Here is a 26,057-nt window from a genome sequence, read left to right on the forward strand (position 1 = left end):
AATGTGAACCTGCATGACTGACTTCATCGGATCGGTCTGGTGGATGATCGTCAGCCTTGGGCTGCTGGTCACCTTCCACGAATTCGGGCACTACTGGGTTGGGCGCCTGTGCGGGGTCAAGGTGCTGCGCTTCTCGGTCGGCTTCGGCCGTCCGCTGTGGTCGCGCCGCGACCGCCATGGCACCGAGTTCGCCATCGCCGCCATCCCGCTGGGCGGTTATGTGAAATTCCTCGACGAACGCGAAGTCGAGGTCCATCCGCACGAGCGCGGCCAGGCCTTCAACCACAAGACCGTGTGGCAGCGCATCGCCATCGTCGCGGCCGGCCCGATCGCCAACCTGCTGCTGTGCATCCTGCTGCTGTGGGCGATGTTCGTGATCGGCAAGCAGGACTATTCGGCAACCGTCGGCCGCGCTACCGGCATGGCTGCCACGGCCGGGCTCGGCAGTGGTGACCGCCTGCTGCGCGTGGACGGCCGCGATGTGATCACCCTGGGCGAGGCCAGCATGGCCCTGACCGCGGCGGCGATGGACCGTCGCGATGTGACCCTGGAGGTGCTCGACCCCGCCGACCAGCTGCGCTCGCGCACCCTGCCGCTGTCGCAGCTGCCGGCCGGTTTCGATGAACGCCGGGTTCCGATCCTGGCCGGCGTGTACTGGCGTGCGTGGCTGCAGCCGCCGCTGGTGGACACCATCGTGAAGGGTTCGGCCGCAGAGGGCCACCTGCAGACCGGCGATCTGATCGTGGCGATCGACGGCCAGCGCATCGACAGCGTCGAACAGGCCATCAGCGAAGTGGGCAGCCTCGGCCGCCGCGGTGGCCCGGCGATGATCGAGGTGCTGCGTGGTGGCGAGCGCCTGGCGCTGGAGATCACCCCACGCCAGGGCAAGGACGGCAAGGGCCAGCCCACCTGGCAGATCGGCGCGGGCTTTGCCCAGAGCTACAGCCCCGCCTACGACACCCTGCTCAAGTTCGGCCCGCTGCAGTCGGTCACGGTCGCGGTGCGTGAAACCGGCAGGATGGCCGCCGATTCATTGGCCATGATGGGCCGGATCGTGACCGGCAAAGCCTCGCTGCAGAACGTTTCCGGCCCGGTCACCATTGCCCGGGTCGCCAATATTTCGGCCAAACGTGGCGTGGACTGGTTCATCCAGTTCCTCGCCCTGCTGTCGCTGAGCCTGTGCATCATCAACCTGCTGCCGATCCCCATCTTGGACGGCGGCCACCTGCTGTATTACCTTATCGAGTTGGTCAAGGGCAGCCCGCTGAGCGAGCGTGCCGTCGCCGCCGGCCAATACATCGGCCTGGCGTTGCTGGCCGGGCTGATGGGATTGGCGTTCTACAACGACATCCTCGGCCTGGTCCCGCGATGAACTTTTCCATGTTTTTGCCGTCTACAGCGTCGGCATCCCTTACCAATGAAATCGACCTTCCTACCGGACGTGACATGACGCGACTCCCCAATCGCCGCCTGCTGGCCCTCGCCCTCGCCGCCGTCACCGGCGCTCCCGCCCTGGCCCAGGCAGCCGAGCCCTTCACTGTCAGCGACATCCGCGTCGACGGCCTGCAGCGCATCAGTTCCGGTACGGTGTTCACCTACCTGCCGGTCGAGCGTGGCGAGACGGTTACCGACAGCAAGGTCGGCGAGACCATCCGCGCCCTGTACAAGACCGGCTTCTTCGAAGACGTGCAGCTGGATCGCCAGGGCAGCATCCTGGTGGTGACCGTCAAGGAGCGTCCGGCGATCAACAAGCTGACCGTCACCGGCAATAAGGACATCAAGTCCGACCAGCTGCTCAAGGGCCTGTCCGACATCGGCCTGACCGAGGGCGGCACCTTCGATCGCCTGAGCCTGGATCGCGTGACCCAGGAACTTCGCCGCCAGTACAACGATCGTGGCAAGTACACCGTCGACATCACCCCGACCGTGAGCCCGCTGGACCGCAACCGTGTCGACATCGCCATCGCGATCAAGGAAGGCAAGGCGGCCAAGATCCGCCACGTCAACATCGTCGGCACCGAGAAGTACGACAGCAAGGACATCCTGGAATACTGGGAGTCCAAGGAGCACAACTGGGCGTCGTGGTACCGCCGTGACGACCAGTACTCCAAGGAAAAGCTGTCCGGCGACCTGGAAAAGCTCAACTCCTGGTACCTGGACCGCGGCTATGTCGACTTCAGCATCGACTCGACGCAGGTGTCGATCAGCCCCGACAAGCGCGACATGTTCATCACCGCCGGCGTGACCGAAGGCGACCAGTACAAGATCTCCGAGATCAAGGTCAGCGGCGATACGATCCTGCCGCAGGAAGACGTCGAGCGCATGGTCGTGCAGAAGTCCGGCGACACGTTCTCGCGTGCCCTGCTGGAATTCAGCTCCGACTCGATCACCAACTCGCTGTCCAACATCGGTTATGCCTTCGCCAAGGTGAACCCGATTCCGACCACCAACCGCGCCGAGCAGACCGTGGCGGTCAACATGCAGGTCGTGCCGGGCCCGCGCGTGACGGTCCGCCGCATCATCTTCAAGGGCAATACCCGAACCTCCGATGAGGTGATGCGCCGCGAAATGCGCCAGTTCGAGAACAGCTGGTACTCGCAGGCCGCGATCGACCGTTCCAAGATCCGCCTGCAGCGCCTGGGCTACTTCGAAGCGGTGGACGTGGAAACCCCGCCGGTCAGCGGCAGCAACGACCAGGTCGACGTCGTCTACAACGTCAAGGAAACCACCTCGGGCAGCTTCGTGTTCGGCCTGGGCTATTCGCAGTCCTACGGCATGACCACCTCGGTGCAGCTGTCGCAGAACAACTTCCTGGGCGGCGGCAACCGCGTGTCGGTCGAAGCCTCGCGCAGCAGCTACCTGCAGCGCTACGGCTTCAGCTACACCAACCCGTACTTCACCGATGACGGCGTTTCGCTGGGCTACAACCTGTCCTGGCGCGAACTGGACTACTCCGACTTCAACACCGCGCAGTACAACAGCACCAATGGTTCGGCGCAGGTGGTGTTCGGCGTGCCGATCACCGAGACCGACACCGTCTCGCTGATGTTCGGCATCGACAGCAACCAGATCACCACGTACCCGGGCTCGACCCCGAAGTCGATCATCGATTACATCGATGCCGTCGGCAGCCGCACCTTCCATGCGTGGCGCACCGAGCTGGGCTGGGCCCGCGACTCGCGCAACGACTACTTCATGCCGACCCGCGGTACCTACCAGCGCGTGGGCCTGGAAACCACCCTGCCGGGTTCGACCATCGAGTACTACAAGCTGAACTACCAGATCAGCAAGTACTGGCCGATCATCCCCTCGCTGGTGATCAACACCCGCGCCGAAATCGGCTACGGCGATGCCTACGGCAACGACAAGACCCGCGTGATCGATAATGGCGACGGCACCACCCGCACCGTCACCGCCTCGGGCCTGCCGTTCTACGAGAACTTCTACGCCGGTGGTACCAACTCGGTTCGTGGCTTCGAGGACAACACCCTCGGCCCGCGCGAAGTCACCAGCGGTTACCCGAACGGCCAGCCGCTGGGTGGTTCGCTGAAGACCGTCGGTTCGGTCGAAGCCTACTTCCCGCGCCTGTTCGACAGCCCGTCGGCCCGTGTATCGGCATTCGTCGACTTCGGCAACGTCTACAACGGCACCGACAACTTCAAGGCCAACGAGCTGCGCGTGTCCACCGGTGTAGCCCTGCTGTGGCGCGCCCCGGTCGGCCCGATCTCGATCAGCTATGCGTTCCCGCTGAAGAAGAAGGACGGCGACGAGATCGAGCGTCTGCAATTCACGTTCGGTGGCCAGTTCTGAGGAACGACGTTCCTCAGAACTGATCCACCTCCGGTGAATTGCCCGCGCATTTCACCTATCCCCCGCGCCGTTGGCGCGCCCCCCTTAACAAAGGGGGGCTTTCCACCAGACGGGTCTCAAATCGCCGGGCATTGCCCGGCGTTTTCGTTATTGAAGCGCACGCTGACGCGCGGTGAGCCGAGTATGGCCCGGTTCTGCAGGCGACTGTGGAGGTTGGATCCGCTCGCGCGCGGAAGACTATCCGGCGATGGCGCAGGGGGCTGACCAGGACCGTTGGCGCCATGGATGGCGCCATCGAGCCCCCAGGGATGGGTTTACGGCGTGTCCTGGGCAGCCCCCTGCGCCATCGCCCCACGGATCAGCCAGGCGCCGGCTTTTGCTCCCGCATGACCGCAATGGCGTCACACGTTAAACTCCCGCCGTGAATACTCCTACCTACATCGCCCAGCAACTCGCCGATCAGTTCGGCCTGCAGGTCCATGGCGACCCGAGCACCGCCATCCATGGCGTGGCCACCCTCGCCCATGCCGGTGCCGGCCAGCTGACCTTCCTTGCCAATCCGCGCTACCGCGCCCAGCTGGCCGACAGCCAGGCCGGCATCGTGGTGCTGCGCGCCGAGGATGCCGATGCAGCACCCGGTACGGCCCTGGTTGCCAAGGATCCTTACACCACCTTTGCCAAGATCGGCGCGCTGTTCGACATCGCCCCGACCCGCCCGCCCGGCATCCATCCCAGCGCTGTGATCGATCCGCAGGCGCAGGTCGCCGCCAGCGCCCACGTCGGTCCGTTCGTCACCATCGGCGCACGCAGCGTCATCGGCGAGAACTGCATCATCGGCGCCGGCAGCATCATCGGCGAAGACTGCACCCTCGACAGCGGCTGCGAACTGATCGCCCGCGTCACCCTGGTCACCCGCGTCAAGCTGGGCAAGCGCGTGCGCATCCATCCCGGCGCCGTGCTGGGCGCCGATGGCTTCGGCCTGGCCATGGACGCTGGCAAATGGATCAAGGTGCCGCAGCTTGGCGGCGTGCGCATCGGCGACGACTGCGAGATCGGCGCCAACACCTGTGTCGACCGTGGCGCGCTGGAAGACACCGTGCTGGCCGAGGACGTCCGCCTGGACAACCTGGTGCAGATCGCACACAACGTGCAGATCGGCGCCCACTCGGCCATCGCGGGCTGCACCGGCATCGCCGGCAGCGCCAAGATCGGCCGTTACTGCCTGCTCGGCGGCGCCGTTGGCGTCGTCGGTCATCTTGAAATCTGCGACAAGGTCGTGATCACCGGCAAATCGGTGGTCCGCAACTCCATCACCGAGCCGGGCGAGTATTCCTCCGGCACGCCCCTGACCGACAACCGCACGTGGCGCAAGAATGCCGCGCGCTTCAAGCAGCTCGATGCACTGGCCCGTCGCATCCTGTCTGTGAGCAAGGAGAAAGAATGAGCCACACCCAGACCCTGCCGGACATGGCGCAGATCCAGACGCTGCTTCCGCACCGCTACCCGTTCCTGCTGGTGGACAAGGTGGTGTCGATCGACTACGAGAAGCGCACGATCGTCGCGACCAAGAACGTCAGCATCAACGAGCCGTTCTTCCAGGGCCACTTCCCGGGCCAGCCGATCATGCCCGGCGTGCTGATCATCGAAGCCATGGCCCAGGCCGGCGGCGTGCTGACCCAGTTGACGCTGGGCCGCGATGCACAGTCCAAGCTGTTCTACATGGTCAAGGTCGACAAGGCCCGCTTCACCAAGCAGGTGGTGCCCGGTGATGTGCTGGAGATGCACGTGGAGATCAAGCGCGTGATCCGCAACATGGCCGTGTACGACTGTGTGGCCAAGGTCGACGGCGAAGTCGTCGCCTGCGCCGAGGTGCTGTGCGCCGGCACCCGCGAATGACCCTGGCTGGAGGTCCGAGATGAGCGACAACGCCCCCCTGATCCACCCCACTGCCGTGATCGATCCGTCGGCGCGCCTGGCCGACGATGTGCGCGTGGGCGCGTTCACGATCATCGGGCCGGACGTCGAGATCGGTGCCGGCACCGAGGTCGGTTCGCACTGCAGCATCCACGGCCCGACCCGGATCGGCCGAGACAACCGTTTCATCGGCCATGTCGCGGTCGGTGGCGAACCGCAGGACAAGAAGTACGGCGGTGAACGCACCGAACTGGTGATCGGCGACCGCAACGTGTTCCGCGAATTCGTCACCCTCAACCGTGGCACTGGCGGCGGCGGTGGCATCACCACCATCGGCGATGACAACTGGATGCTGGCCTACACGCACGTGGCCCACGATTGCCACGTCGGCAACTTCTGCGTGTTCTCCAACAACACCACGCTGGCCGGGCACGTGACCGTGGGTGACTACGTGATCATCAGCGGCTTCGCCGGTGCGCATCAGTTCTGCCGCATCGGTGCGCACGCCTTCCTCGGCATGGGCGCGCTGACCAATGGCGACGTCCCGCCGTTCACCATGGTCGGCACCGACTCGCTGGGCCGCCCGCGCGGCATCAACAGCGAGGGCCTGAAGCGTCGCGGCTTCGATCCCGAGCGCATCACCGCCATCAAGCGTGCCTACCGCACGCTGTATGTGGCTGGCCTGCCGCTGGCCGAAGCCAAGGCACAGCTGGCCGAGCAGGCGCGCGACAGTGATGACGTCAAGTCGATGCTGGACTTCATCGAGCACACCGAGAGGCACCTGCTGCGATGAGCAGCGCGACCGGCCAGGCGCCGGCCGGCGCCGAGGTGATTCCGCTGGCCTCGATGGCCGGCAGCGTGCCTGCACACCGGGTGCTCAGCGAGCGCCCGTTACGGATCGCGCTGGTCGCCGGTGAAGCCTCCGGCGACCTGCTCGGCGCAGGCCTGGTGCGCGAACTGAAGGCCCGCTTCCCGCATGCCGAATTCGCCGGCATCGGCGGCGATGCCATGCGCAGCGCCGGCTGCCAGACCTGGCACGATGCCAGCGAACTGGCGGTGATGGGCCTGACCGAAGTCCTGCGCCATCTGCCGCGGCTGCTCAAGCTGCGTTCGGCCTTCCGCCAGCGTGCGCTGGAGTGGCAACCGGACGTATTCATCGGCATCGACGCACCGGACTTCAATCTGGGCATCGAACGCTGGCTGAAACAGCGTGGCGTGCGCACCGTGCACTACGTCAGCCCCTCGGTGTGGGCATGGCGCGAGAAGCGTGCCGAGAAGATCGGCAGCAGCGCCGACCTGGTGCTGTGCCTGTTCCCGATGGAACCGCCGATCTACGCCAAGCACGGCATCGACGCACGCTTCGTCGGCCATCCGATGGCCGATGACATCCCGCTGCACGTCGACCGGGAAGCGGCCCGGATCGAGCTCGGCCTGCCCGCCTCCGCCAAGGTGCTGGCCGTGCTTCCCGGCAGCCGCCTGGGCGAGATATCCAAGCTCGGCGAAGCCTTCTTCGAGGCCGCCTGGCAGGTATCCGAGCGCATTCCCGGCCTGCACGTGGTGGTGCCGGCGGCCAATGCGGCCTGCCGGCGCCTGATTGAAGAGCAGTTGTCACGCTCGGCGCTGCCGGTGGCCTATTCGCACGTGCTGGACGGCCAGGCGCGCAACGCGATGATCGCCGCCGACGTGGTGGTGCTGGCCTCCGGTACCGCCACCCTGGAGGCGATGCTGGTGAAGCGTCCGATGGTGGTCGGCTACCGGGTCAACGAACTGACGTACCGCCTGGTGAAGGCGCTGGGGTTGATCAAGGTCGACCGCTTCGCCCTGCCCAACATCCTGGCCGGCCAGGACCTGGCGCCAGAGCTGATGCAGCACGACTGCACGCCGGAAAAACTGGCCGCCGCCATCCAGCAGTGGTTCGACCACCCGCAGCGGATCGCCGACCTGCAGGGCACCTACGCGCGCCTGCATGAACGGCTGCGCCGCAATGCATCGGCGCGCGCAGCCGATGCCGTTGGCGAGCTGCTGGTGCGCGGCCAGGAAAAGGCATGAGCCGCCGCCACGCGGCAGCCGCCAGCCTGGCCTTGTTCGATGGTGCCGCGGTGATCGACCCCGGCCACCGCATCGCCGGTGTCGACGAAGCCGGACGCGGACCGCTGGCCGGCCCCGTCGCAGTGGCAGCGGTGGTGTTCGACCCGCAGCGGCCACGACTGAACGGCCTGGATGATTCCAAGCAGCTGACCGCGGCCCGCCGCGAGCAGCTGCATGACCGCATCCTCGACCGCGCCCTGGCCTGGCACGTGGTGCTGGTGGACGTGGAAGCCATCGATCGCCTGAACATCTATCAAGCCACCCTGCAGGGCATGCGCGATGTGGTCGCGGCGGTGGCCCACGTGGCCGGCTTCGCCCGCATCGACGGCAACGTGGTGCCCAAGGGGCTGGTGCTGCCGGCGCAGGCGCTGGTCGGCGGCGATGGCATCGACCGCGCGATCATGGCGGCCTCGATCCTGGCCAAGGTTTCGCGCGACCGCTACATGCTGGACCTGCACGCACGCCACCCGCAGTACGGTTTCGACCAGCACAAGGGCTACGGCACCCCGGCGCATCTGGCCGCCCTGCGTGAACACGGCCCGTGCGCGGAGCACCGGCGCAGCTTCGCCCCGGTGCGCGAGTGCCTGGAAGTACCGGCCACCACCGCGATCGCCTGAACGTCCGCCGGGCATGGCCCGGCGCTACCACGGCAACATGAACGCCCCCGGTAACGCCGTGCCATGCCCGGCGGCACTCGCGATATCGCGCACCGTCAAGTCCTTGTCGCAACCCCCTGCCCTCGCTACCCTGACCGGGCACTCCAGCGCTTCCCGACCCCGGCGACGATTCCCGCGTCTGCACCCGGGGCCTGCGCGCTCCAACCTGGTCCGGCATGTCCAACTCCCGCTTCGTACATCTCCACGTCCACACCGAGTTCTCGCTGGCGGACTCCACCATCCGCGTGCCGGCCAAGCCGGACCAGGCTGACCCGAAGAAGGCCAAGCAGGCCAACCTGCTGTCGCGCTCGGTCGAACTGGGCCTGCCTGCGCTGGCGGTGACCGACCTCAACAACCTGTTCGCCCTGGTCAAGTTCTACAAGGCCGCCGAAGGCGTGGGCATCAAGCCCATCGCCGGCGCCGACGTGATGATCGCCGAAGAAGGCCAGGACCCGTGGCGGATGACCCTGCTGTGCCGCGACCGCGAGGGCTACCTGAGCCTGTCGCGGCTGCTGACCCGTGCATGGATGGAAGGCCATCGCCCCGAGGGCGGCGTGGCGGTGCATCCGGACTGGCTGAAGGCCGGCAACGCCAACCTGTTCGCTCTGGCCGGCCGTGAGAGCCTGGCCGGGCGCCTGGCCCTGGACGGCAAGCATGATCTGGCAGAGCAGCAACTGGCCGACTGGCAGCGCGTGTTCGGTGACGGCCTGCACCTGGAGCTGACCCGCACCGGCCGCGATGGCGAAGAGAGCTTCAACCAGTTCGCGCTGATGGCCGCCGGCCAGCGTGGCCTGCCGGTGATCGCCAGCAACGACGTACGCTTCCTGTCACCGTCCGATTTCAGCGCGCACGAAGCACGCGTTTGCATCTCCACCGGCCGCGTGCTGGATGACCCCAAGCGCCCGCGCGAGTACAGCGACCAGCAGTACCTGAAGTCGGCCGAAGAGATGTGCGCGTTGTTCGCCGACATTCCCGATGCGATCGACAACACGCTGGCGCTGGCCGAGCGCTGCAACATCGAGATGCGCCTGGGCACCTACTTCCTGCCCGACTATCCGGTGCCCGACGAGGAGACGCTGGACAGCTGGATCCGCAGCGAGTCGCGCAAGGGCCTGGCCGCACGCCTGGAAAAGAATCCCATCGCGCCCGGCATGACCGCGCAGGATTACAGCGACCGCCTCGAGTTCGAGCTGGACACCATCATCAAGATGGGCTTCCCCGGCTACTTCCTGATCGTGGCCGACTTCATCCAGTGGGGCAAGGCACAGGGCATTCCGATCGGCCCGGGCCGTGGTTCGGGTGCGGGTTCGCTGGTGGCCTGGGCACTGCAGATCACCGATCTGGACCCGCTGCCGTACAACCTGCTGTTCGAGCGCTTCCTCAACCCCGAACGCGTGTCGATGCCCGACTTCGACATCGACTTCTGCATGGACCGCCGCGACGAGGTCATCGACTACGTTGCGCGCAAATATGGCCGCGAGCGGGTCAGCCAGATCATCACCTACGGCACCATGGCGGCCAAGGCGGTGGTGCGCGACTCCGGTCGCGTGCTCGGCTTCCCCTACGGCCTGGTCGACGGCGTCGCCAAGCTGATCCCGAACATCCTCGGCATCTCGCTGAAGGATGCGATGGGTGAGGGCAAGGACAGCGAGATGGCTTCGCCCGAGCTGATCCAGCGCTACCAGAGCGAGGACGACGTCCGCGACCTGATCGACCTGGCACGGCAGCTGGAAGACCTCACCCGCAACGCCGGCAAGCACGCCGGTGGCGTGGTGATCGCGCCCGAGCCGTTGAGCGAGTTCTGCCCGCTGTTCGCCGAACACGATGAAGACGGCCGCGGCAAGAATCCGGTCACCCAGTTCGACAAGAACGACGTTGAAGAAGTCGGCCTGGTGAAGTTCGACTTCCTCGGCCTGCGCACGCTGACGATCATCGACTGGGCGGTGAAGGCGATCAACAAGCGCCACGAGCGCGCCGGCATTCCGCCGGTGGACATCACCCAGCTGCCGCTGGACGATGCGCCCACCTACAAGGACATCTTCGCCTCGGGCAATACCGGTGCGGTGTTCCAGTTCGAATCCTCGGGCATGCGCCGCCTGCTGAAGGACGCCAAGCCCGACCGTTTCGAAGACCTGATCGCGCTGGTGTCGCTGTACCGACCCGGCCCGATGGACCTGATTCCCTCCTTCGTCGACCGCAAGCACGGGCGCGAAGACGTGGAGTATCCCGATCCGCGCACCGAGCGCATCCTGCGCGACACCTACGGCATCATGGTGTACCAGGAGCAGGTGATGCAGATGGCGCAGATCGTCGGCGGCTACTCGCTGGGCGGCGCCGACCTGCTGCGCCGTGCGATGGGCAAGAAGGTGCCGGCGGAAATGGCCAAGCACCGCGAGATCTTCCGCGAAGGTGCGGCCAAGGACGGCGTCGGCGAAGCCAAGGCCGATGCGATCTTCGACCTGATGGAGAAGTTCGCCGGCTACGGCTTCAACAAGTCGCACGCCGCCGCCTACGCGCTGGTGAGTTACCAGACGGCCTGGCTCAAGCGCCATTATCCGGCCGAGTTCATGGCCGCGACGCTGTCTTCGGACATGGACAACACCGAGAAGGTGGTCGGTTTCCTGGACGAGGTGCGCAACCTTGGCCTGACCGTGCTGCCGCCGAAGGTGAACCAGTCCGCCTTCATGTTCGAAGCGGCCACGCCGGACACCATCCAGTACGGCCTGGGAGCGATCAAGGGCGTCGGCCAGGGTGCCTGCGAAGCGGTGGTGGAGGAACGCCTGCGCGGCGGTGACTACACCGATCTGCTCGACTTCTGCACCCGCATCGGTTCGGCCAAGCTCAACCGGCGCACCCTGGAAGCAATGATCAACTGCGGCGCGCTGGATGAGCTGGGCCACAACCGGGCCTCGCTGATGCTGCAGCTGCCGGAAGTGATCAAGGCCACCGAGCAGATGGCGCGCGAGCGTGCGTCCGGCCAGAACTCGCTGTTCGGCGGCCCCGAGCCGGGCGTGCGGGCCATCCACCTGGAGCTGCAGGAAACCGACGAATGGCCGTTGCTGCAGCGCCTCAACGGCGAGCGCGACACGCTGGGCTTCTACCTCAGTGGCCACCCGTTCGACCCGTGGCGCGATGATGTGCGCGATCTGGTCGGTACCGACCTCGGCTCGGTGGAGAAGATCTGGAGCGCCAACAGCAACAGTGGTGGCGGCGAGAAGCGCTGGCGTCCGGAAGTGCAGACCGTGCTTGCCGGCCAGGTGGTCGGCGTGCGCCGCAAGGGCGAGAGCCAGATCTTCATCCAATTGGAAGATGGCCGTGGCCGCGTCGAATGCAGTGCGTTCTCCGATGCCATGGCCGAGTTCGGCCACCTGATGACCAAGGACCGTATCCTGGTAGTCAAGGGCGGCCTGCGCGAAGACGAATTCAATGGCGGCTTCGCACTGCGCATCCGCCAGTGCTGGGACTTCGACGAGGTCTGTGCGAACTACGCCACGCGCCTGTCGCTGCGGCTGGACCTGCGCCATCAGCGGCCGGTGTGGGAGCGCATCGACGCCCTGCTGGACCGCCATCGCCCCGGCCGCACGCCCCTGCGCCTGGACCTGCTGCTGAAGGGCCCCGATGGCGGCATCGCCGGCATGCTCGATGTTTCCGGGCAGAGCGCGGTGCGCGTCGATTCCAGGCTGATGGAGGCGCTGCGCGCCGAACCGGCAGTGCGCACGCTGAAGGTGCGCTACAGCCCGCCATGGGCCAGCTGAGGCTCGCCCCACCCCGTTTCCGCTTTCCCGCTGCATACGTCAAGGACGATTGCCCGTAATGAAGAACCTGCTGTTGCCGATGATGGCCGCGCTCGCGCTGGCCGGCTGCTCCTCCAAGGTCGATTTCGAGATCGACAACCCGACCGATGCGCCGCTGGCGATCAGCATCGATGGCAAGGACCTGCCGGTGGCTGCGCACGCCTCGCGACCGATCAGCCTGGCTGCCGGTGAGCATCACCTGCACACCGACCGCCTGGGCGAGGTGCGCTTCATCGTCTATGCCGACGGCCGCGGCGGCCTGATCAATCCCAGCCTCAGCGAGTACGTGACAGCGCGCGAGATCTATGTGACCGGCGAGGACAAGCTGAAGAACTTCGGTGTCAGCGGCCTGGGCATCGAGCTGGGCGGTGTCGAGTTCAAGGGACCGTTCGAAAAGCACCACGGCCTGTTCATCGACAAGACCTGGACCTTCGGCGTGCGCGAGCCGTTCCCCGAGGAACAGGTGGTTGCGCACGTGGATTCGACCGGTGGCAGGATCAGCACCAAGATCTTCACCGCGCCGGAATTCATCACCTACATCGAGGCCAGCATGGGCGAACCCGGTGCCTACAAGCGCGAGCAGCCCGCCGGCTACGTGGCCCCGGCCTACACGCTGGAACCGGCTCCGGCGCTGCCCGCGCTGGACCCGGCCTTCGAGGCCCATGCCGGTCCGGTGCGCGACCTCTATGCCCGCTGGCTGAAGGCCACCACGGCCAGCGAGCAGAAGGCCCTGCGCAAGGAAGACTTCCAGGCGCAGATGGCCTTCACCCAGGCCACCATGACGCTGGGTGCGAAGCTGCCGGTGGCGGCCAACCAGGCCTACAACGACTTCGTGACGATCCGCAGCACCGAAATGGCCCGCAGCGCGCTGGTCCTGCCCTGAACCGGCGGCCAGCGGCTCGACTGGCGCCGCCGGCCCCCACTGCGCTACCGTCGGCTTCCAGACGAAGGCGTACGGGCCGTTCCTGCGCATTCGGCTAGAATTCCCCTCTTCTTTACACGACGGCTTCCGATGAATCCGAACTACCTCGACTTCGAGCAACCCATCGCCGACCTGGAAGCCAAGATCCAGGAACTGCGCAACGCCAGTGCCGGGCCGGCGGTCAATGTCGAGGCCGAAGTGCATGCGCTGCAGGACAAGCTGCGCGTGCGTACCGCACAGATCTTCCGCAACCTGACCTCGTGGCAGGTGCTGCAGCTGGCCCGCCATCCGTCGCGCCCGTACACCGCCGACTACATCCGCATCATCTGCGATGAGTTCCAGGAACTGGCCGGCGACCGTGCCTTCGCCGACGACAAGGCGATCATGGGCGGCCTGGCCCGCATCAATGGCCGCTCGGTGATGGTCATCGGCCACCAGAAGGGCCGCGACACCAAGGAAAAGATCAAGCGCAACTTCGGCATGCCCAAGCCGGAGGGCTACCGCAAGGCGCTGCGCCTGATGAAGATGGCCGAGCGTTTCGGCCTGCCGGTACTGACCCTGATCGACACCGCCGGCGCCTGGCCAGGCATCGATGCCGAGTCGCGCGGCCAGTCCGAAGCGATCGCGCGCAACCTGATCGAAATGGCCGAGCTGAAGGTGCCGATCATCTGCACCGTGATCGGTGAAGGCGGCTCGGGCGGCGCACTGGCGCTGGGCGTGGGCGATCGTACCGTGATGCTGGAATACGCGGTGTACTCGACCATCACCCCGGAAGGCTGTGCTTCGATCCTGTGGAAGGATGCCGGCAAGGCCAAGGATGCCGCCGAGCAGCTGGGCCTGACCGCCCCGCGCCTGAAGGACCTGGGCCTGGTCGACAAGGTCGTGCGCGAGCCGACCGGCGGCGCCCACCGCAACCCGACGCAGATGGCCAAGCGGTTGAAGGCCGTGCTGCTGAACGAGCTGGACGCGCTGGATGCGCTGTCCACCGAAGAACTGCTGGACCAGCGCTACAAGCGCCTGCGCAGCTACGGCACTTACGAAGCGGCCTGAGCCTCTGCTCGAGGCGTTACTTTTCTTTTTGCGAAAAGAAAAGTAACCAAAAGAAACGCTCCGCCAGCCGCGAGCCGGTGTGCTCTGCACACCGGTTCCCTGCGCTCCTCAGTCCGCCAAGGGGCGGCGCGGAACTCGCTGCGCTCAAACATCCGCGCCTCTACGCCCTTGCCGGACCTCCGGTACTCGGCTCGCTTGAAGGCGGATTGGGAAAGCAGAGCGAAAAGCATCCACGCATGGCGTGGATCTACTGGGTGCAGGTGTGGCGTTTGACGTTGGGTCCGCCTTTTAGCGAGCCGAGCATCGCAGGGGAATCAGGGGCGTAGAGGCGCCGATGTCTGAGCGCAGCGAGTTCGGCGCCGTCCCCTGATTCACCGAGAAGCACAGGGCACCGGTGCGTAGCACCGGCTCGCGACCTGGCGGCGTGTTCTTTGGTTACTTTCTTGCACGAGCAAGAAAGTAACATGTTCGAGAGCTCCAGATCTCAGAACGGCTTGGCCAGCACCAGCCAGACGATCGGGATGAAGGCCAGCAGCGGGATCTCGTTGATCCAGCGCAGCGCGCGCGACGACGGCAGCGCCCTGCCCCTGGCCACGCCCTTCAGCAGCCGCCCGATCCAGATGAAGTACGCCAGCAGCACCACCACCAGGCCCAGCTTGGCGTGCAGCCACCCTGCGCCACCCGGGGCGACCATGGTCGGGAAATCCGGAATCACCTTGTAGCCCAGCCACAGCACCAGGCCGAGCACGAACGCCAGGCCGAACATCGAATGGCCGAAGCGGTACAAGCGCATGCCCATCAGCTGCAGGCGCTCGACCACCGCCGGCTGCCCCGCCGTCTCGGACAGGTTCACCAGGATGCGCGGCAGGTAGAACACCGTGGCCATCCACGCCACCACGAACACGATGTGGAAGGTCTTGACCCAGTAGTAGCTCTGCATGCGCTCGCTCCGGCGGCTGGCGTGGATGTGCGCGTATTGTCGCAGTAGAGCCAGCCCATGGGTGGCTGGCGCGACACATCGACGCATGGCGTGCTGCAACGCCGTACGATAGGCGCCGATTTCACGACTGCACCCAAACGCCATGGACAAGACCTACGATGCCGCCTACTTCCAGCACTGGTACCGGCACGCCGACATCGGCGGCAGCGCGCGCCTGGCGCGCAAGGTCGCCCTCGCCGTGGCGACGGCCGAGTACTACCTGGAACGACCGATCCGCAGCGTGCTGGACATCGGCTGCGGCGAAGGCGCCTGGCGCGCGCCGCTGCTGAAACTGCGTCCGAAGGTCGAATACCTCGGTTTCGACAGCAGCGAATACGCTGTGCGCCGCTACGGCCGGACCCGCAACCTGCACCTGGCCAGCTTCGGCGATTTCGCCTGGCTGCGGCCCTGCGCCCCGGTCGACCTGCTGATCTGTTCGGACGTGATGCATTACGTGCCCAACCGCGAACTGCGCGCGGGCCTGGCCGGGCTGGCCGAGCTGACCGCAGGGGTGGCCTTCCTGGAGACCTTCGCCGCCGAAGATGAATTCGAGGGCGACCACGACGGCTTCCAGTCGCGCCCGGCCCGCTGGTACCGGCGCGAGCTGGCCCGCCAAGGCCTGCAGGCAGTCGGGTCCCACCTCTGGCTGGGGCCAGCACTTGCCACCGAAGCGACTGCGCTGGAACAGGCGGCCCGCTGAATACGGGCAGTGCGTCTGCTTAACGTCCGGGACAGCCGGATGCGCTATGCTGCGCGGCAACATAAGACCATACATATTCGGTCGGCATGCTCTATCAACTGCACGAACTGACCCGCAACCTGCTCGCCCCCTGGGTGCACCAGGCCCAGGCCAACGCCAAGTTCTTCGCCAACCAGGGACACTGGTGGTCGCAGATGCCCGGCGCTGATCGCCTGGCCGCGGTCAATGAGCTGTTCCATCGCATCGGCAAGGATTACGAGAAGCCCGAATGGGGCATCAACGAAATCGAGGTCGAGGGCGAGCGCGTGCCGATCGTGGTGCACGAGGAACTCAGCAAGCCGTTCTGCAAGCTGCTGCGCTTCAAGCGCCACAGCAATGAAGCCGACCAGCTGCACACCATGCTCAACCAGCCGTTCGTGCTGGTGGTGGCGCCGTTGTCGGGCCATCACGCCACGCTGCTGCGCGACACCGTGCGCACGCTGCTGCGCGACCATCGTGTCTATGTGACCGACTGGGTGGACGCGCGCATGGTGCCCGGCAGCGAGGGCGAGTTCGGGCTGGACGACTACATCGCCTACATCCAGGAGTTCATCCGCCATCTCGGCGTGGAGCGCCTGCACGTGGTCAGCGTCTGCCAGCCGACCGTACCGGTGCTGGCCGCGGTTTCATTGATGGCCAGCCGCGGCGAAGCGACACCGCGCACGCTGGTGATGATGGGAGGCCCGATCGATGCGCGCTGCAGCCCGACCGCAGTCAACAACCTGGCCACGCAGAACCCGTTGTCGTGGTTCGAGAACAACGTCATCCACACCGTGCCGGCCAGTTATCCTGGTGCCGGCCGCCGCGTGTATCCCGGTTTCCTGCAGCACGCCGGCTTCCTGTCGATGAATCCCAGCCGCCACTTCAGCTCGCACTGGGATTTCTACACCGACCTGGTGAAGGGCGACCTGGAAGATGCCGACGCGCACCGTCGCTTCTACGACGAGTACAACGCGGTGCTGGACATGCCGGCCAAGTACTACCTGGACACCATCTCCGTGGTGTTCCAGGACTTCCTGCTGCCGCGTGGCGAGTGGGTGGTCAACGGCGAAAAGGTCGACCCGTCGGCAATCCGCGATACCGCGCTGCTGAGCATCGAAGGCGAGCTGGACGATATCGCCGGCCTCGGCCAGACCGAAGCGGCGCAGGCACTGTGCAGCGGTATACCGGCCGAACGCCGTGAACACTTCATCGTAGATGGTGCAGGCCATTACGGCATCTTCAGCGGCCGCCGCTGGCGCGAAGTGGTGTACCCGAAGGTGCGTGACTTCTTCGCCGCGCATGCCGAAGCCCCGGCAGCGAAGGCCACGAAGAAGAAGAGCAACGTCACCCCGCTGCGCCGCAAGGCAGGGTAGCACCATCGCATTCGCGCTGTCGCTCCCACGATGCGCTGCGCGCATCGTGGGCCCCCGCCGCACCATTCATCCAATCCCCCGCCGCTTCGCGGCCGCCCCCTGACTCAGGGGGCTCTGCTCCAGCACGCGTCCGCGCCAAGCGTTCTGGGCCCATGCCCTTACAGGCGCACCAGCAGGTTCTTGGCCAGCATGCCGTGCAGCTTGCCGATGCCGCGTGCCAGGTGCATCGTCAGCAGCAGCAGCAACACGCCCACCGCTGCTACCCCGATCGCCACCAGCGGCGAGGCTGCCATCGGCAGTACGTTCACGTCGTTGATGTAGATGCCGGGGATGTCGCCGCTGAAGATCGCCGCCACCGGTGCCCAGATCAAGCCCAGCGACAGCGACAGCAGGGTCACCGCGATGGTGAAGTAGATGATGCCCAGCGGCAGCATCAGCACGAAATACAGCAGGGTCAGCCAAGTGCGACCATCGGTGAACATGTCGCCGATACGCTGCAGCCAGCTGCGGCTGCGGTCGGTGTACTGCGGCCGGCGCGGCATGCGCTCGCCCAGCAGCGCTTCCACCAGCCGCCCTTCCAGCAACGCCAGTCCACGCACCGAGCCGAAGAACAGCACGGTCAGCGGGACGCCGATGATCAGGATCAACAGGCCCAGCGACAGCGACAGGCCGGTGACCACCCAGGTGAAGAAGAAGATGCCGGTGGCCAGCGACAACAGCATGTAGAACAGCGCGCCGTAGGTGTGCGGATCCGTCACCACACCGAAGAAGCGCGCCAGCAACGAGCGTTGCATGGGTGCTGCCGGCTGCGCCGCCGGTGCAGCACCGCTGGCCTCGGCCGCTGCACGCAGCACTGGGCCGGTGTCGGCCCGCGGCGTGCGCAGCGCGCGGTTCACCGTGAGCTCGGTTTCGCGATAGATCTCCGCCACCTCGTCCGGTGCACCGTAGCTGCCGGCGACGTCGGCGATCACCTCGGCTTCGCTGCGGCCGGGTTGCGCCGCCAGTTCCGAGCGCAGGTATTCCTCGGCGTCGTACAGGGCGTCCTGCACCATCGCCGGATCGGCACCGTCCAGCGCCGCACGCAGCTGCGCCAGGTACTGCGGGATGGTGCTGGGCAGACGGATGCCTGCCAGGTCCAGGTCGTTCATTGCGGTACCCCCTCCAACACGGAATCGACGGAATCACGGGTGTCGCGCCAAGCCTGGCGCCATTGCTGCAGCACCTCCCGGCCACGCGCGTTGATGCGGTAGTAGCGGCGCGGCGGCCCGCTGCTGGACGGCTCCACATGGCTCTCCAGCAGGCCGGCGCCCTCCAGGTTGCGCAGCACCGGGTACAGCGCGCTCTGCTTGCCACTGAGCACGCCCTCGCCCACCCGTTCCAGCTCCTTGGCGATCAGATAGCCGTACAGCGGCTCACCTGCGCGGGCCAGCACTGCCAGCAGGGCCAGTGACACGGTTCCGGCGCTGAGCTCCTTCTGGAACTTCTTCAGGTGGACATCGTCCTCGGACATGACCGGCCCTCCACTACGTTGAAGTCCACAGTAGTGCGAAGTTCGGTATAGCGAATGTGTCGTTAGTCATCCTGCCGGTTGGCGTGGCCGTGCCGCTCGCGCAGAATCGAGGCCTCGTTCATGTTCCGGGGATCCCATGCCGCACCGTCGACGCCTTGCCCTGACCGCCCTCGCCCTGGCCTGCCTGCTGCCTGCAATGGCAAGCGCAGCCACGCCCTACCGCAGCCCGCAGCAGATCCTCGATGCCTCGGCCGCCAGCGACTGGCGCACGCCGGACCCGGCCAACCTGCTGTACATGGACCTGCCTGCCGGGCGGGTGATCATCGAGCTGGCGCCGCAGTTCGCCCCACACCATGTCGCCAACATCCAGACCTTCGCCCACGAGCACTTCTGGGACGGCACCAGCATCTACCGTTCGCAGGACAACTTCGTGGTGCAGTTCGGCGATGCCGACGCCGACGATGCCGCCAAGGCCAAGCCGTTCGGCAGCGCGCAGCGCAAGCTGCCGGCCGAGTTCGACCGCGCCAGCGCCGGCCTGAAGGTGAGCGTGCTGCCCGACCGCGATGGCTGGGCAGCACAGACCGGCTTCGTCGACGGCTTCCCGGTCGGCCAGGACCCGCAGGCCGGCAAGGCTTGGCTGGCGCATTGCTACGGCATGCTGGGTGCGGGCCGCAGCAACGAGGAAGACAGCAGTATCGGTGCAGAACTCTACGTGGTGACTGGCCAGTCGCCGCGCCAGCTGGACCGCAACATCACCCTGGTCGGCCGCGTGCTGAAGGGCATGGAACTGCTCAGTGCGATCCAGCGTGGACCGGCACCGATGGGTTTCTACACCGACCCGAAGCTGCGCACACCGATCGTGTCGATCCGCAGCGCCAGTGACGTGCCCGCGGCCGAGCGCACGCCGATCCAGGTGCTGCGCACGGATTCAAAGACCTTCGCCGATACGGTGGAAGCGCGGCGCAACCGCGTGGATGATTTCTACAAGCGCCCTGCGGGGCATATCGACCTGTGCAATATTCCGGTGCCGGTGCGGTAGGAGGCTGGCTTCCTGCGCGTGGCGCGTGCTGAAGGCGCTTCATCGTTCATGGGCGTCACTTTTCTTTTCGCGCGAAAAGAAAAGTAACCAAAAGAAACGCGCCGCCGGTCGCGAGCCGCCGTGCTTCGCACGTCGGTCCCCTGCGCTTCTCGGCGAATCAGGGGACGGCGCCGAACTCGCTGCGCTCAGACATCGGCACCTCTTCGCCCCTGATTCCCCTGCGATGCTCGGCTCGCTCAAGGCGGACCCAACGTCACAAGCCGCAGCTGCACCCAGTAGATCCACGCCATGCGTGGATGCCTTTGCCGTTGATCGTGACCTTCCATTCCGCCTTGAGCGAGCCGAGCACCGCAGGTCCGGCGAGGGCGAAGAGGCGCCGATGTCCTGTAGAGCCGACTGTTAGTCGGCTGACTTCTGCGCGCCGTCCCTCGACGGACCGAGAAGCGCAGGGTACCGGTGCGCAGCACCGGCTCGCGGCCGGCGGCGTGTTTCTTTGGTTACTTTCTTTGCACGAGCAAAGAAAGTGACGCCTCCCCGCAGGCGCGGGAAAAGGCTGCCGGGCAGCGCCCGGCACTACCCGTGTGTCGGACGACGCTGCGTCGGCGCCCTCAGCCCTTCTGACTCACCGCCACGCTACCCAGAATCAACGCACCGGCAATCAGCATCTGCAGCGTCACCGGCTCGCCCAGGAACAACCAGGCGAACGCAGCACCGAACAACGGAACAAGGTAGGTCACCGTTGACGCACGCGACGGGCCGATGCGGCCGATCAGGCGATAGAACATCAGGAAGGCGAATCCGGTGCAGACCACGCCCAGCGCGATCGCCGCGCCCCAGGCCTTGCCTGGGATCGGACCCTGCGGCAGATGAGTGAGCGCCATCGGCAACAACCACAATGAGGCGCACGACAACGTGGCAGCGGCGGCAGCAGCCGAAGGCAGACCGGTCATGTGCCGCTTCACCAGGTTCACGCCCAAGCCGTACAGCAGCGAGGCGGCGGCACCGGCCAGTACGGCCGTGCCGATGCTCAGCCCCGAGATCTTGGCCGTGGCCAGCACCACCACGCCGGCAAAACCGACCAGCAGCGCGCCGGCACGGCGTACACCGATCTTCTCGCCGAAGAACAGGAAGGCGATCAGTGCGGCAAACAGCACCGTCATCGCATTGCAGATCGCACCGATGGCCGCCGGCGCACGCTCTGCGGCGTAAGCGAACAGCACGAACGGCAACGCCGAATTGACCAGGCCGATCGGCGCCAACCACAACCAGCGGCGCGGTGGGAACTGCGCGCGTGCGCGCCACAGGAACGGCAGCAACACCAGTGCGCCCAGCACCAGCCGTACCTCGACCAGGGCGAACGGCCCGAATGAAGGCACTGCCACCCGCATGAACAGGAACGAGCAGCCCCAGATCGCGCCGAGCAGGGTCAATTCCAGCGGTGTTCGCCAATCACGCTCGGTCGCTTGGGGTATCGCATTCATGTGCTGTGTCCGTTCGTCATCGTGGCGCTGTTCCGGCCACACAGGATCAGCCGCAGACGCCCGCTGCACAAGCGCGTAGTATCGCTGCCAGCCACAAATATGGTTTGAGGCTGGACATGCTGCTACGCCCTTCCCTGCTTCCCGCCCTGGCCGTTTTCGCGGTCGCTGCGCGCCATCAGAACTTCGCCCAGGCCGCGCAGGAACTGCATCTGACCGCCAGCGCGGTCAGCCACCATGTGCGACGCCTGGAAGAGGTGCTGGCCACGCGCCTGTTCCTGCGCCATGCACGCGGGGTACGCCTGACCGCCGAAGGCCGGCAGTTGGCCGATGCCGCCAGCGCCGCGTTCACCGATGTCGCCGCCGTCGCCCACCATCTGCAGCCGGACGCGGACAGCGTGCCGCTGCGGATCGCGACGCTGCGCTCGCTGTCGTACTGCTGGCTGCTGCCACGGCTACCGCGTTTCACCCAGGCCCATCCACACATCCGCATCGAGCTGCACACCGGCAGTGGCCTGGACCGTTACGACGAGAACGGCCCGGAGGTCGGCATCCGCTACGGACTGGGCCAATGGCCCGGACTGCATGCGCAGCACCTGATGGACGACAACCTGTTTCCCGTCGCGTCCCCGGCGCTGCCGGGAGTCGAAGCGCTGCTGGACCCGGCACGCATCGCCGAGCTGCCGCTGCTGAGCGATCTGTCACCACAAGGCTGGCGCGATTGGTTCCGCCATGCCGGCGTGCGTCCGCCGTCACCGTTGCCGGCGATGCACACCTTTGCCGACAGTACCGACGCGATGCGCGCGGCGGTGTACGGCATGGGCGCGGTGCTGGCGCGTACCCACGTCGCCCAGCCGTACCTGCAGCGCCATGAGCTGGTACGCCTGCCTGGCCCTGCACTGAAGGCACGCTATGCCTATTACGTGGTGCATGCCGAAGGGCGGCCGCCCAGCCCCGCCGCACGGCTGTTCATCGACTGGCTGCTGGGCCAGGCAGCGGATGAGCGCACGCCGGTACCGGCGTTGCCGGACAGCCTGCTCGGCCGCCCGAGCACACCCGGCTGACTGCGCCCTCACCCGATCTTTGCCCAGCGCTGGCTAGGCTGCAGGCGAACCCCACAACGTGCTTCCGCCATGGCCCTGCTGCGACTGCGAATTACCGGAACCGAAGATGATGCCCGCGCGATCAGCGACCTGCTGCTCGGCCTGGAAGGCATCGAACACGTCGAAGAGACCGACGACCTGATGCCGCACATGGATGACGATGATTCCAGCTCGGCCGGCCTGTCCGACGACATCGGCCCGGGCACCCACGAACTGGAAGTGGAAGTAGGCAACGAGAGCACCGCGCAGAAAGTGCGCGATGCGGTGCAGGAACTGGCACTGGAACTGGATGTGTTCGTCGAATACGAGACCGACGAAGGCTGAGCGTTCGCCGGGCATGGCCCGGCGCTACCGGAACAGACGGCGCATGGCCGACGCTACCGACGTGCCTCGAGCATCGGGTAGCGCCGGGCCATGCCCGGCGAATACGCGGCGCGGTTCGATCAGGGCTTGCGGCGTCGGCGACGCCACCACGCCCGTACGCCCCAGGCCGCGATCAACGCCAGCACCGCTACCGGCAACAACGCGGCGGCGGCACGGATCAAAAATGCCACGCTGGTGCTGAGGATGCTGCCCGACTCGCTCAACGCTTCGCCGATCTCGCTGCGGCTGCGCTGGCCCGAGGTGGTGTCGAAATGCATCGTCACCAGCTGGGTATCGATGCGCCTGCGCTGCTGGGCGGCATCCCTGGTGGCCTGCTCCACCCCCGCTTCGATCTCCGACAGGCGCGTGGTGATCGCCATCAGATCCTCGATCTTCAGATCGCCGCGGTCCTGGTAGGACAGCAACCGCGCGTGCTCCTTCTCCAGCCGTGCCTTGGTCAGCGCAGTGTCGGCCACCTGCTGGGCCAGGTCCTCGGCACGCGTGTTGCGCGCCTGCAGCGTGCCGCCCTCGCCGGCCAGGCCGATCAACGATTCCACGCCCTTCGGCGCAATGCGTACCTTGACCTCGCCACTGGGCTGTTCGCCACTACGCTGATCCACCTGCAGCACCGCGCACTCACCGAACTTCGCGTTCTGGCACGCCTGCGCGACCTGCTGGATGCGCGGGGCGATCTGCGCTGCTTCCAGCTGCACCTGTACATCGTGCTCATAGGCCAGGAACGCGCCTTCCGGCGAGGCCACGCCCGCTTCGGCGGCACCACCGGCATCGGCGGCCCTTTCACCCTGCTTGGCGCAGGCAGCCAGCGCGAGCAGTAATGCCGGCACGATCATCACGCGCGTCCACACGCGAGGAGCCGTCATCGCGAGGCTCCGTCGAACGAGGTGATCGACAATCCACCCAGCTCGACCTGCGGCAGGCAGCGCACGTTGATCGCCACCATCGGCAGGCCGCTGCGCGGATCCACTGCCTCGCTGTACGGCGCGGTGCCGCACTCACGGCAGTGATGGTGATCGATGTTATGGGTGTTGAACTGGTAGGTCGCCACGTCGGCGATATCGGTGCCCAGCTGGAAGGCCTCGCGCGGGGCGAACCAGAGCAGGCTGCCGCGGCGGCGGCACATCGAGCAGTTGCAGTCGATGACGTCCTTGATGGGGGCGTCGGCCTGCACGGTGAATGCGATCCTGCCGCAATGGCAGCTTCCCTGGTATTCCATGTCCCGCGCTCCGCTGGAGAGTCCTTGTATGCGCCCATGGTAATCCTATGGCACGGGGACAAAGCAGCCCCGGGGGCCTATGCTCGAGGATTGACCCCGTACAGGAATGCCGATGCGCCCGCATCTTCTTGCCCTCGCCCTCGTCGCCGCCCTCGCCGGTTGCCAGCCGGCCGATGCCCCGACCAACGGTTCCACCCCGGCCGCCAGCCAGCAGGCCGGAGATGCGGCGGTCGACGCCGCCTTCGCCGACCTGTCCAAGCGTGCCCTGGATACCTGGATGCAGCTGTCCCCGGTCAGTGCCACCCAGATCGGCGACCACCGCTATGACAGCGAGATCGACGACCTGAGCGCGGCCGGCCAGCAGAAGACCGTGGACGCCTACAAGGGACTGCTGGGCGAGCTGGACAAGATCGAGGTGGCCAAGCTGGGCCGCGAAAACCAGGTGGATGCAGCGATCCTGCGCAACCAGCTGCAGTCGGAAATCTGGAATGCCGAGGTCATGCAGTCCGGCAAGTGGGATCCGCAGCTGTACAACGGCGTTGCCGGCAGCGCGATCTACGGCCTGATGGCACGCGAGTTCGCGCCGCTGCCCGAGCGCCTGAAGGCCGCCACCGCGCGCATGGAGAAACTGCCGGCGATCTTCGCCCAGGCCCGCGAAAACCTGGATCCGGCACGCGTGCCGAAGATCCATGCCGAGACGGTGGCCAAGCAGAACAAGGGCATCCTCAGCATCGTCGATACCTTCATCACCCCGCACATCGGCGAGCTGCCGCAGGCCGACCAGCAGCGCCTGCAGGCCGCCATCGACGGCCTGAAGAAGGCCGTGGACGAACAGCAGACCTGGCTGGACAAGACCCTGGTGCCGAACGCCAAGGGAGACTTCCGCATCGGTGCGGAAAAGTACGACCAGAAGCTCAAGTTCGCGCTGAATTCCTCGCTGTCGCGGCAGGAGATCGGCGAGCGTGCACGCGCCGAACTCAAGCGCGTGCGCGAGGACATGTACGGCATCGCGCAGACCGTGCTGAAGGACAAGCCGGGCGCACCGGAAATGCCGGCGCAGCCGACCGACGAACAGCAGCAGAAGGCGATCGAGGCCGCGCTGGAGCTGGCCTACGCTGACAAGCCGGCGCGCGACAAGGTGGTCGACGACGCCAAGGCCGCACTGGAGCAGTCCACTGCGTTCGTCCGCGAGCACGACCTGATGACCCTGCCCGACGCGCCGGTGGACATCATCCTGATGCCGGAATTCCAGCGTGGCGTGGCCGTGGCCTATTGCGATTCGCCGGGCCCGCTGGACAAGAACCTGAAGACCTTCTATGCGGTTTCGCCGATTCCGGACGACTGGAACGACAAGCAGGTCGATTCGTTCCTGCGCGAATACAACTCGCGCATGATCCACCTGCTGAGTATCCACGAGGGCACCCCGGGCCACTATCTGGAAGGCTGGCATTCGGCCAAGTTCCCCTCCACCCTGCGCGCGGTGCTGCGCTCGGGCCTGTTCGCCGAAGGCTGGGCGGTCTACACCGAGCGCATGATGCAGGAGCAGGGGTACCTCAACAACGACCCGTTGTTCCACCTGGTGCAGCTGAAGTTCTACCTGCGCACGATCTCCAACGCGATCCTCGACCAGGGCGTGCACGTGGACAACTGGGATCGCGAGAAGGCGATGCACCTGATGACCCACGACGCCTTCCAGCAGGAAAGCGAAGCCTCGGGCAAGTGGGTGCGTGCGCAGCTGACCTCGGCTCAGCTGCCGACCTACTTCGTCGGTGCGCAGGAACACTTCGACACCCGCAAGGCCATGCAGGACAAGCTGGGTGACAAGTTCAACCTGAAGGCGTACCACGACCAGATGCTGTCCTACGGCGCACCGCCGGTGCGCTTCGCACGCCAGCTGATGCTGGACCAGCCGATCGAGTGATGGATCGGCTGTGAGGTGAAGGAAAACGGCCCGGGGAGACCCGGGCCGTTTCTTTATCCGTGTGGCACGGCATCCGCGCATGGCGTGGATCTACTGTTGCGC

22 protein-coding genes are annotated in these 26,057 nt (G+C 66.3%); 16 read left to right on the forward strand and 6 right to left on the reverse strand.

What is annotated here, in order from left to right; genetic code table 11:
* Positions 1 to 13: 13 nt before the first annotated feature.
* The 10 genes from rseP (at position 14) to K5K93_RS06025 (ending at position 14,234) form a co-directional block, all read left to right on the forward strand.
* Positions 14 to 1,372 carry an RIP metalloprotease RseP gene (rseP, locus tag K5K93_RS05980; protein ID WP_093817749.1) on the forward strand — a complete coding sequence of 453 codons (1,359 nt, stop codon included), beginning with the start codon at positions 14 to 16 and terminating at the stop codon, positions 1,370 to 1,372.
* A 74-nt stretch (positions 1,373 to 1,446) separates the two neighbouring features.
* Positions 1,447 to 3,810, forward strand: a complete 2,364-nt coding sequence (gene bamA, locus K5K93_RS05985; protein WP_093817748.1) for an outer membrane protein assembly factor BamA — start codon at positions 1,447 to 1,449, stop codon at positions 3,808 to 3,810.
* Between the two features lie 421 nt (positions 3,811 to 4,231).
* Complete coding sequence (gene lpxD / locus K5K93_RS05990; protein WP_222390132.1) at positions 4,232 to 5,254, forward strand: UDP-3-O-(3-hydroxymyristoyl)glucosamine N-acyltransferase; 1,023 nt, start codon at positions 4,232 to 4,234, stop codon at positions 5,252 to 5,254.
* Positions 5,251 to 5,706 (forward strand): 3-hydroxyacyl-ACP dehydratase FabZ, encoded by a 456-nt coding sequence (gene fabZ, locus K5K93_RS05995; protein ID WP_025877675.1) that lies wholly within the window; start codon positions 5,251 to 5,253, stop codon positions 5,704 to 5,706. The genes lpxD and fabZ overlap by 4 nt, the downstream gene beginning before the upstream one ends.
* Positions 5,707 to 5,725: 19 nt before the next feature.
* Positions 5,726 to 6,517 carry an acyl-ACP--UDP-N-acetylglucosamine O-acyltransferase gene (gene lpxA / locus K5K93_RS06000; protein WP_222390133.1) on the forward strand — a complete coding sequence of 264 codons (792 nt, stop codon included), beginning with the start codon at positions 5,726 to 5,728 and terminating at the stop codon, positions 6,515 to 6,517.
* Positions 6,518 to 6,570: 53 nt separating this feature from the next.
* A complete protein-coding gene (gene lpxB, locus K5K93_RS06005) occupies positions 6,571 to 7,773 on the forward strand; it encodes a lipid-A-disaccharide synthase (protein ID WP_223482669.1) in 1,203 nt (400 codons plus the stop codon).
* Positions 7,770 to 8,429 (forward strand): ribonuclease HII, encoded by a 660-nt coding sequence (locus K5K93_RS06010; RefSeq protein WP_093817745.1) that lies wholly within the window; start codon positions 7,770 to 7,772, stop codon positions 8,427 to 8,429. Before lpxB ends, K5K93_RS06010 begins: the two co-directional genes overlap by 4 nt.
* Positions 8,430 to 8,644: 215 nt before the next feature.
* Positions 8,645 to 12,223, forward strand: a complete 3,579-nt coding sequence (dnaE, locus tag K5K93_RS06015; protein ID WP_222390134.1) for a DNA polymerase III subunit alpha — start codon at positions 8,645 to 8,647, stop codon at positions 12,221 to 12,223.
* Positions 12,224 to 12,281: 58 nt separating this feature from the next.
* Positions 12,282 to 13,145: a hypothetical protein gene (locus K5K93_RS06020; RefSeq protein ID WP_222390135.1), complete on the forward strand. Its 864-nt coding sequence runs from the start codon at positions 12,282 to 12,284 to the stop codon at positions 13,143 to 13,145.
* A gap of 129 nt (positions 13,146 to 13,274) precedes the next feature.
* Entirely contained in the window at positions 13,275 to 14,234 is a 960-nt protein-coding gene (locus tag K5K93_RS06025; protein WP_208082245.1) for an acetyl-CoA carboxylase carboxyltransferase subunit alpha, read from the forward strand.
* Between the two features lie 484 nt (positions 14,235 to 14,718).
* Here the strand turns inward: K5K93_RS06025 and K5K93_RS06030 are convergent, their stop codons facing one another.
* Positions 14,719 to 15,174 (reverse strand): CopD family protein, encoded by a 456-nt coding sequence (locus K5K93_RS06030; protein ID WP_099844244.1) that lies wholly within the window; start codon positions 15,172 to 15,174, stop codon positions 14,719 to 14,721.
* Positions 15,175 to 15,316: 142 nt separating this feature from the next.
* Here K5K93_RS06030 and K5K93_RS06035 point away from each other — a divergent pair, with 142 nt between their 5' ends.
* Together K5K93_RS06035 and phaZ are read left to right on the forward strand one after the other, a co-directional pair.
* Positions 15,317 to 15,913 (forward strand): class I SAM-dependent methyltransferase, encoded by a 597-nt coding sequence (locus tag K5K93_RS06035; RefSeq protein WP_222390136.1) that lies wholly within the window; start codon positions 15,317 to 15,319, stop codon positions 15,911 to 15,913.
* A gap of 86 nt (positions 15,914 to 15,999) precedes the next feature.
* Positions 16,000 to 17,307 (forward strand): polyhydroxyalkanoate depolymerase, encoded by a 1,308-nt coding sequence (gene phaZ / locus K5K93_RS06040; protein WP_222390138.1) that lies wholly within the window; start codon positions 16,000 to 16,002, stop codon positions 17,305 to 17,307.
* A gap of 158 nt (positions 17,308 to 17,465) precedes the next feature.
* On the opposite strand, the gene K5K93_RS06045 is transcribed toward phaZ, so the two are convergent.
* Together K5K93_RS06045 and K5K93_RS06050 are read right to left on the reverse strand one after the other, a co-directional pair.
* Positions 17,466 to 18,455, reverse strand: coding sequence for a sensor domain-containing protein (locus tag K5K93_RS06045; protein ID WP_093817739.1), 990 nt, complete (start codon positions 18,453 to 18,455; stop codon positions 17,466 to 17,468).
* Positions 18,452 to 18,817 carry a PadR family transcriptional regulator gene (locus tag K5K93_RS06050; RefSeq protein ID WP_032975774.1) on the reverse strand — a complete coding sequence of 122 codons (366 nt, stop codon included), beginning with the start codon at positions 18,815 to 18,817 and terminating at the stop codon, positions 18,452 to 18,454. The genes K5K93_RS06045 and K5K93_RS06050 overlap by 4 nt, the downstream gene beginning before the upstream one ends.
* A 136-nt stretch (positions 18,818 to 18,953) precedes the next feature.
* Between K5K93_RS06050 and K5K93_RS06055 the strand changes: the two genes are divergently transcribed.
* Positions 18,954 to 19,856 (forward strand): peptidylprolyl isomerase, encoded by a 903-nt coding sequence (locus tag K5K93_RS06055; RefSeq protein ID WP_222390140.1) that lies wholly within the window; start codon positions 18,954 to 18,956, stop codon positions 19,854 to 19,856.
* Between the two features lie 608 nt (positions 19,857 to 20,464).
* On the opposite strand, the gene K5K93_RS06060 is transcribed toward K5K93_RS06055, so the two are convergent.
* On the reverse strand, positions 20,465 to 21,337 hold the full coding sequence (locus K5K93_RS06060; protein ID WP_025877696.1) for a DMT family transporter: 873 nt from the start codon (positions 21,335 to 21,337) through the stop codon (positions 20,465 to 20,467).
* Positions 21,338 to 21,453: 116 nt separating this feature from the next.
* Between K5K93_RS06060 and K5K93_RS06065 the strand changes: the two genes are divergently transcribed.
* Both K5K93_RS06065 and K5K93_RS06070 read left to right on the forward strand, forming a co-directional pair.
* Positions 21,454 to 22,398 carry a LysR substrate-binding domain-containing protein gene (locus K5K93_RS06065; RefSeq protein ID WP_222390142.1) on the forward strand — a complete coding sequence of 315 codons (945 nt, stop codon included), beginning with the start codon at positions 21,454 to 21,456 and terminating at the stop codon, positions 22,396 to 22,398.
* Between the two features lie 69 nt (positions 22,399 to 22,467).
* A complete protein-coding gene (locus K5K93_RS06070) occupies positions 22,468 to 22,761 on the forward strand; it encodes a hypothetical protein (protein WP_025877698.1) in 294 nt (97 codons plus the stop codon).
* Positions 22,762 to 22,880: 119 nt separating this feature from the next.
* Here K5K93_RS06070 and K5K93_RS06075 read toward each other — a convergent pair whose 3' ends face one another.
* Together K5K93_RS06075 and K5K93_RS06080 are read right to left on the reverse strand one after the other, a co-directional pair.
* Positions 22,881 to 23,681: a DUF4349 domain-containing protein gene (locus K5K93_RS06075; protein ID WP_222390144.1), complete on the reverse strand. Its 801-nt coding sequence runs from the start codon at positions 23,679 to 23,681 to the stop codon at positions 22,881 to 22,883.
* The gene (locus K5K93_RS06080; protein WP_093817734.1) at positions 23,678 to 24,034 is read right to left on the reverse strand and encodes a GFA family protein; all 357 of its coding nucleotides are present in this window, start codon (positions 24,032 to 24,034) and stop codon (positions 23,678 to 23,680) included. Before K5K93_RS06080 ends, K5K93_RS06075 begins: the two co-directional genes overlap by 4 nt.
* A 112-nt stretch (positions 24,035 to 24,146) precedes the next feature.
* Here K5K93_RS06080 and K5K93_RS06085 point away from each other — a divergent pair, with 112 nt between their 5' ends.
* Complete coding sequence (locus tag K5K93_RS06085; protein WP_025877701.1) at positions 24,147 to 25,955, forward strand: DUF885 domain-containing protein; 1,809 nt, start codon at positions 24,147 to 24,149, stop codon at positions 25,953 to 25,955.
* The last annotated feature ends 102 nt before the right edge of the window (positions 25,956 to 26,057 follow it).

Source organism: Stenotrophomonas sp. DR822 (assembly GCF_019793815.1).
Classification (GTDB): Bacteria; Pseudomonadota; Gammaproteobacteria; order Xanthomonadales; family Xanthomonadaceae; genus Stenotrophomonas; species Stenotrophomonas indicatrix.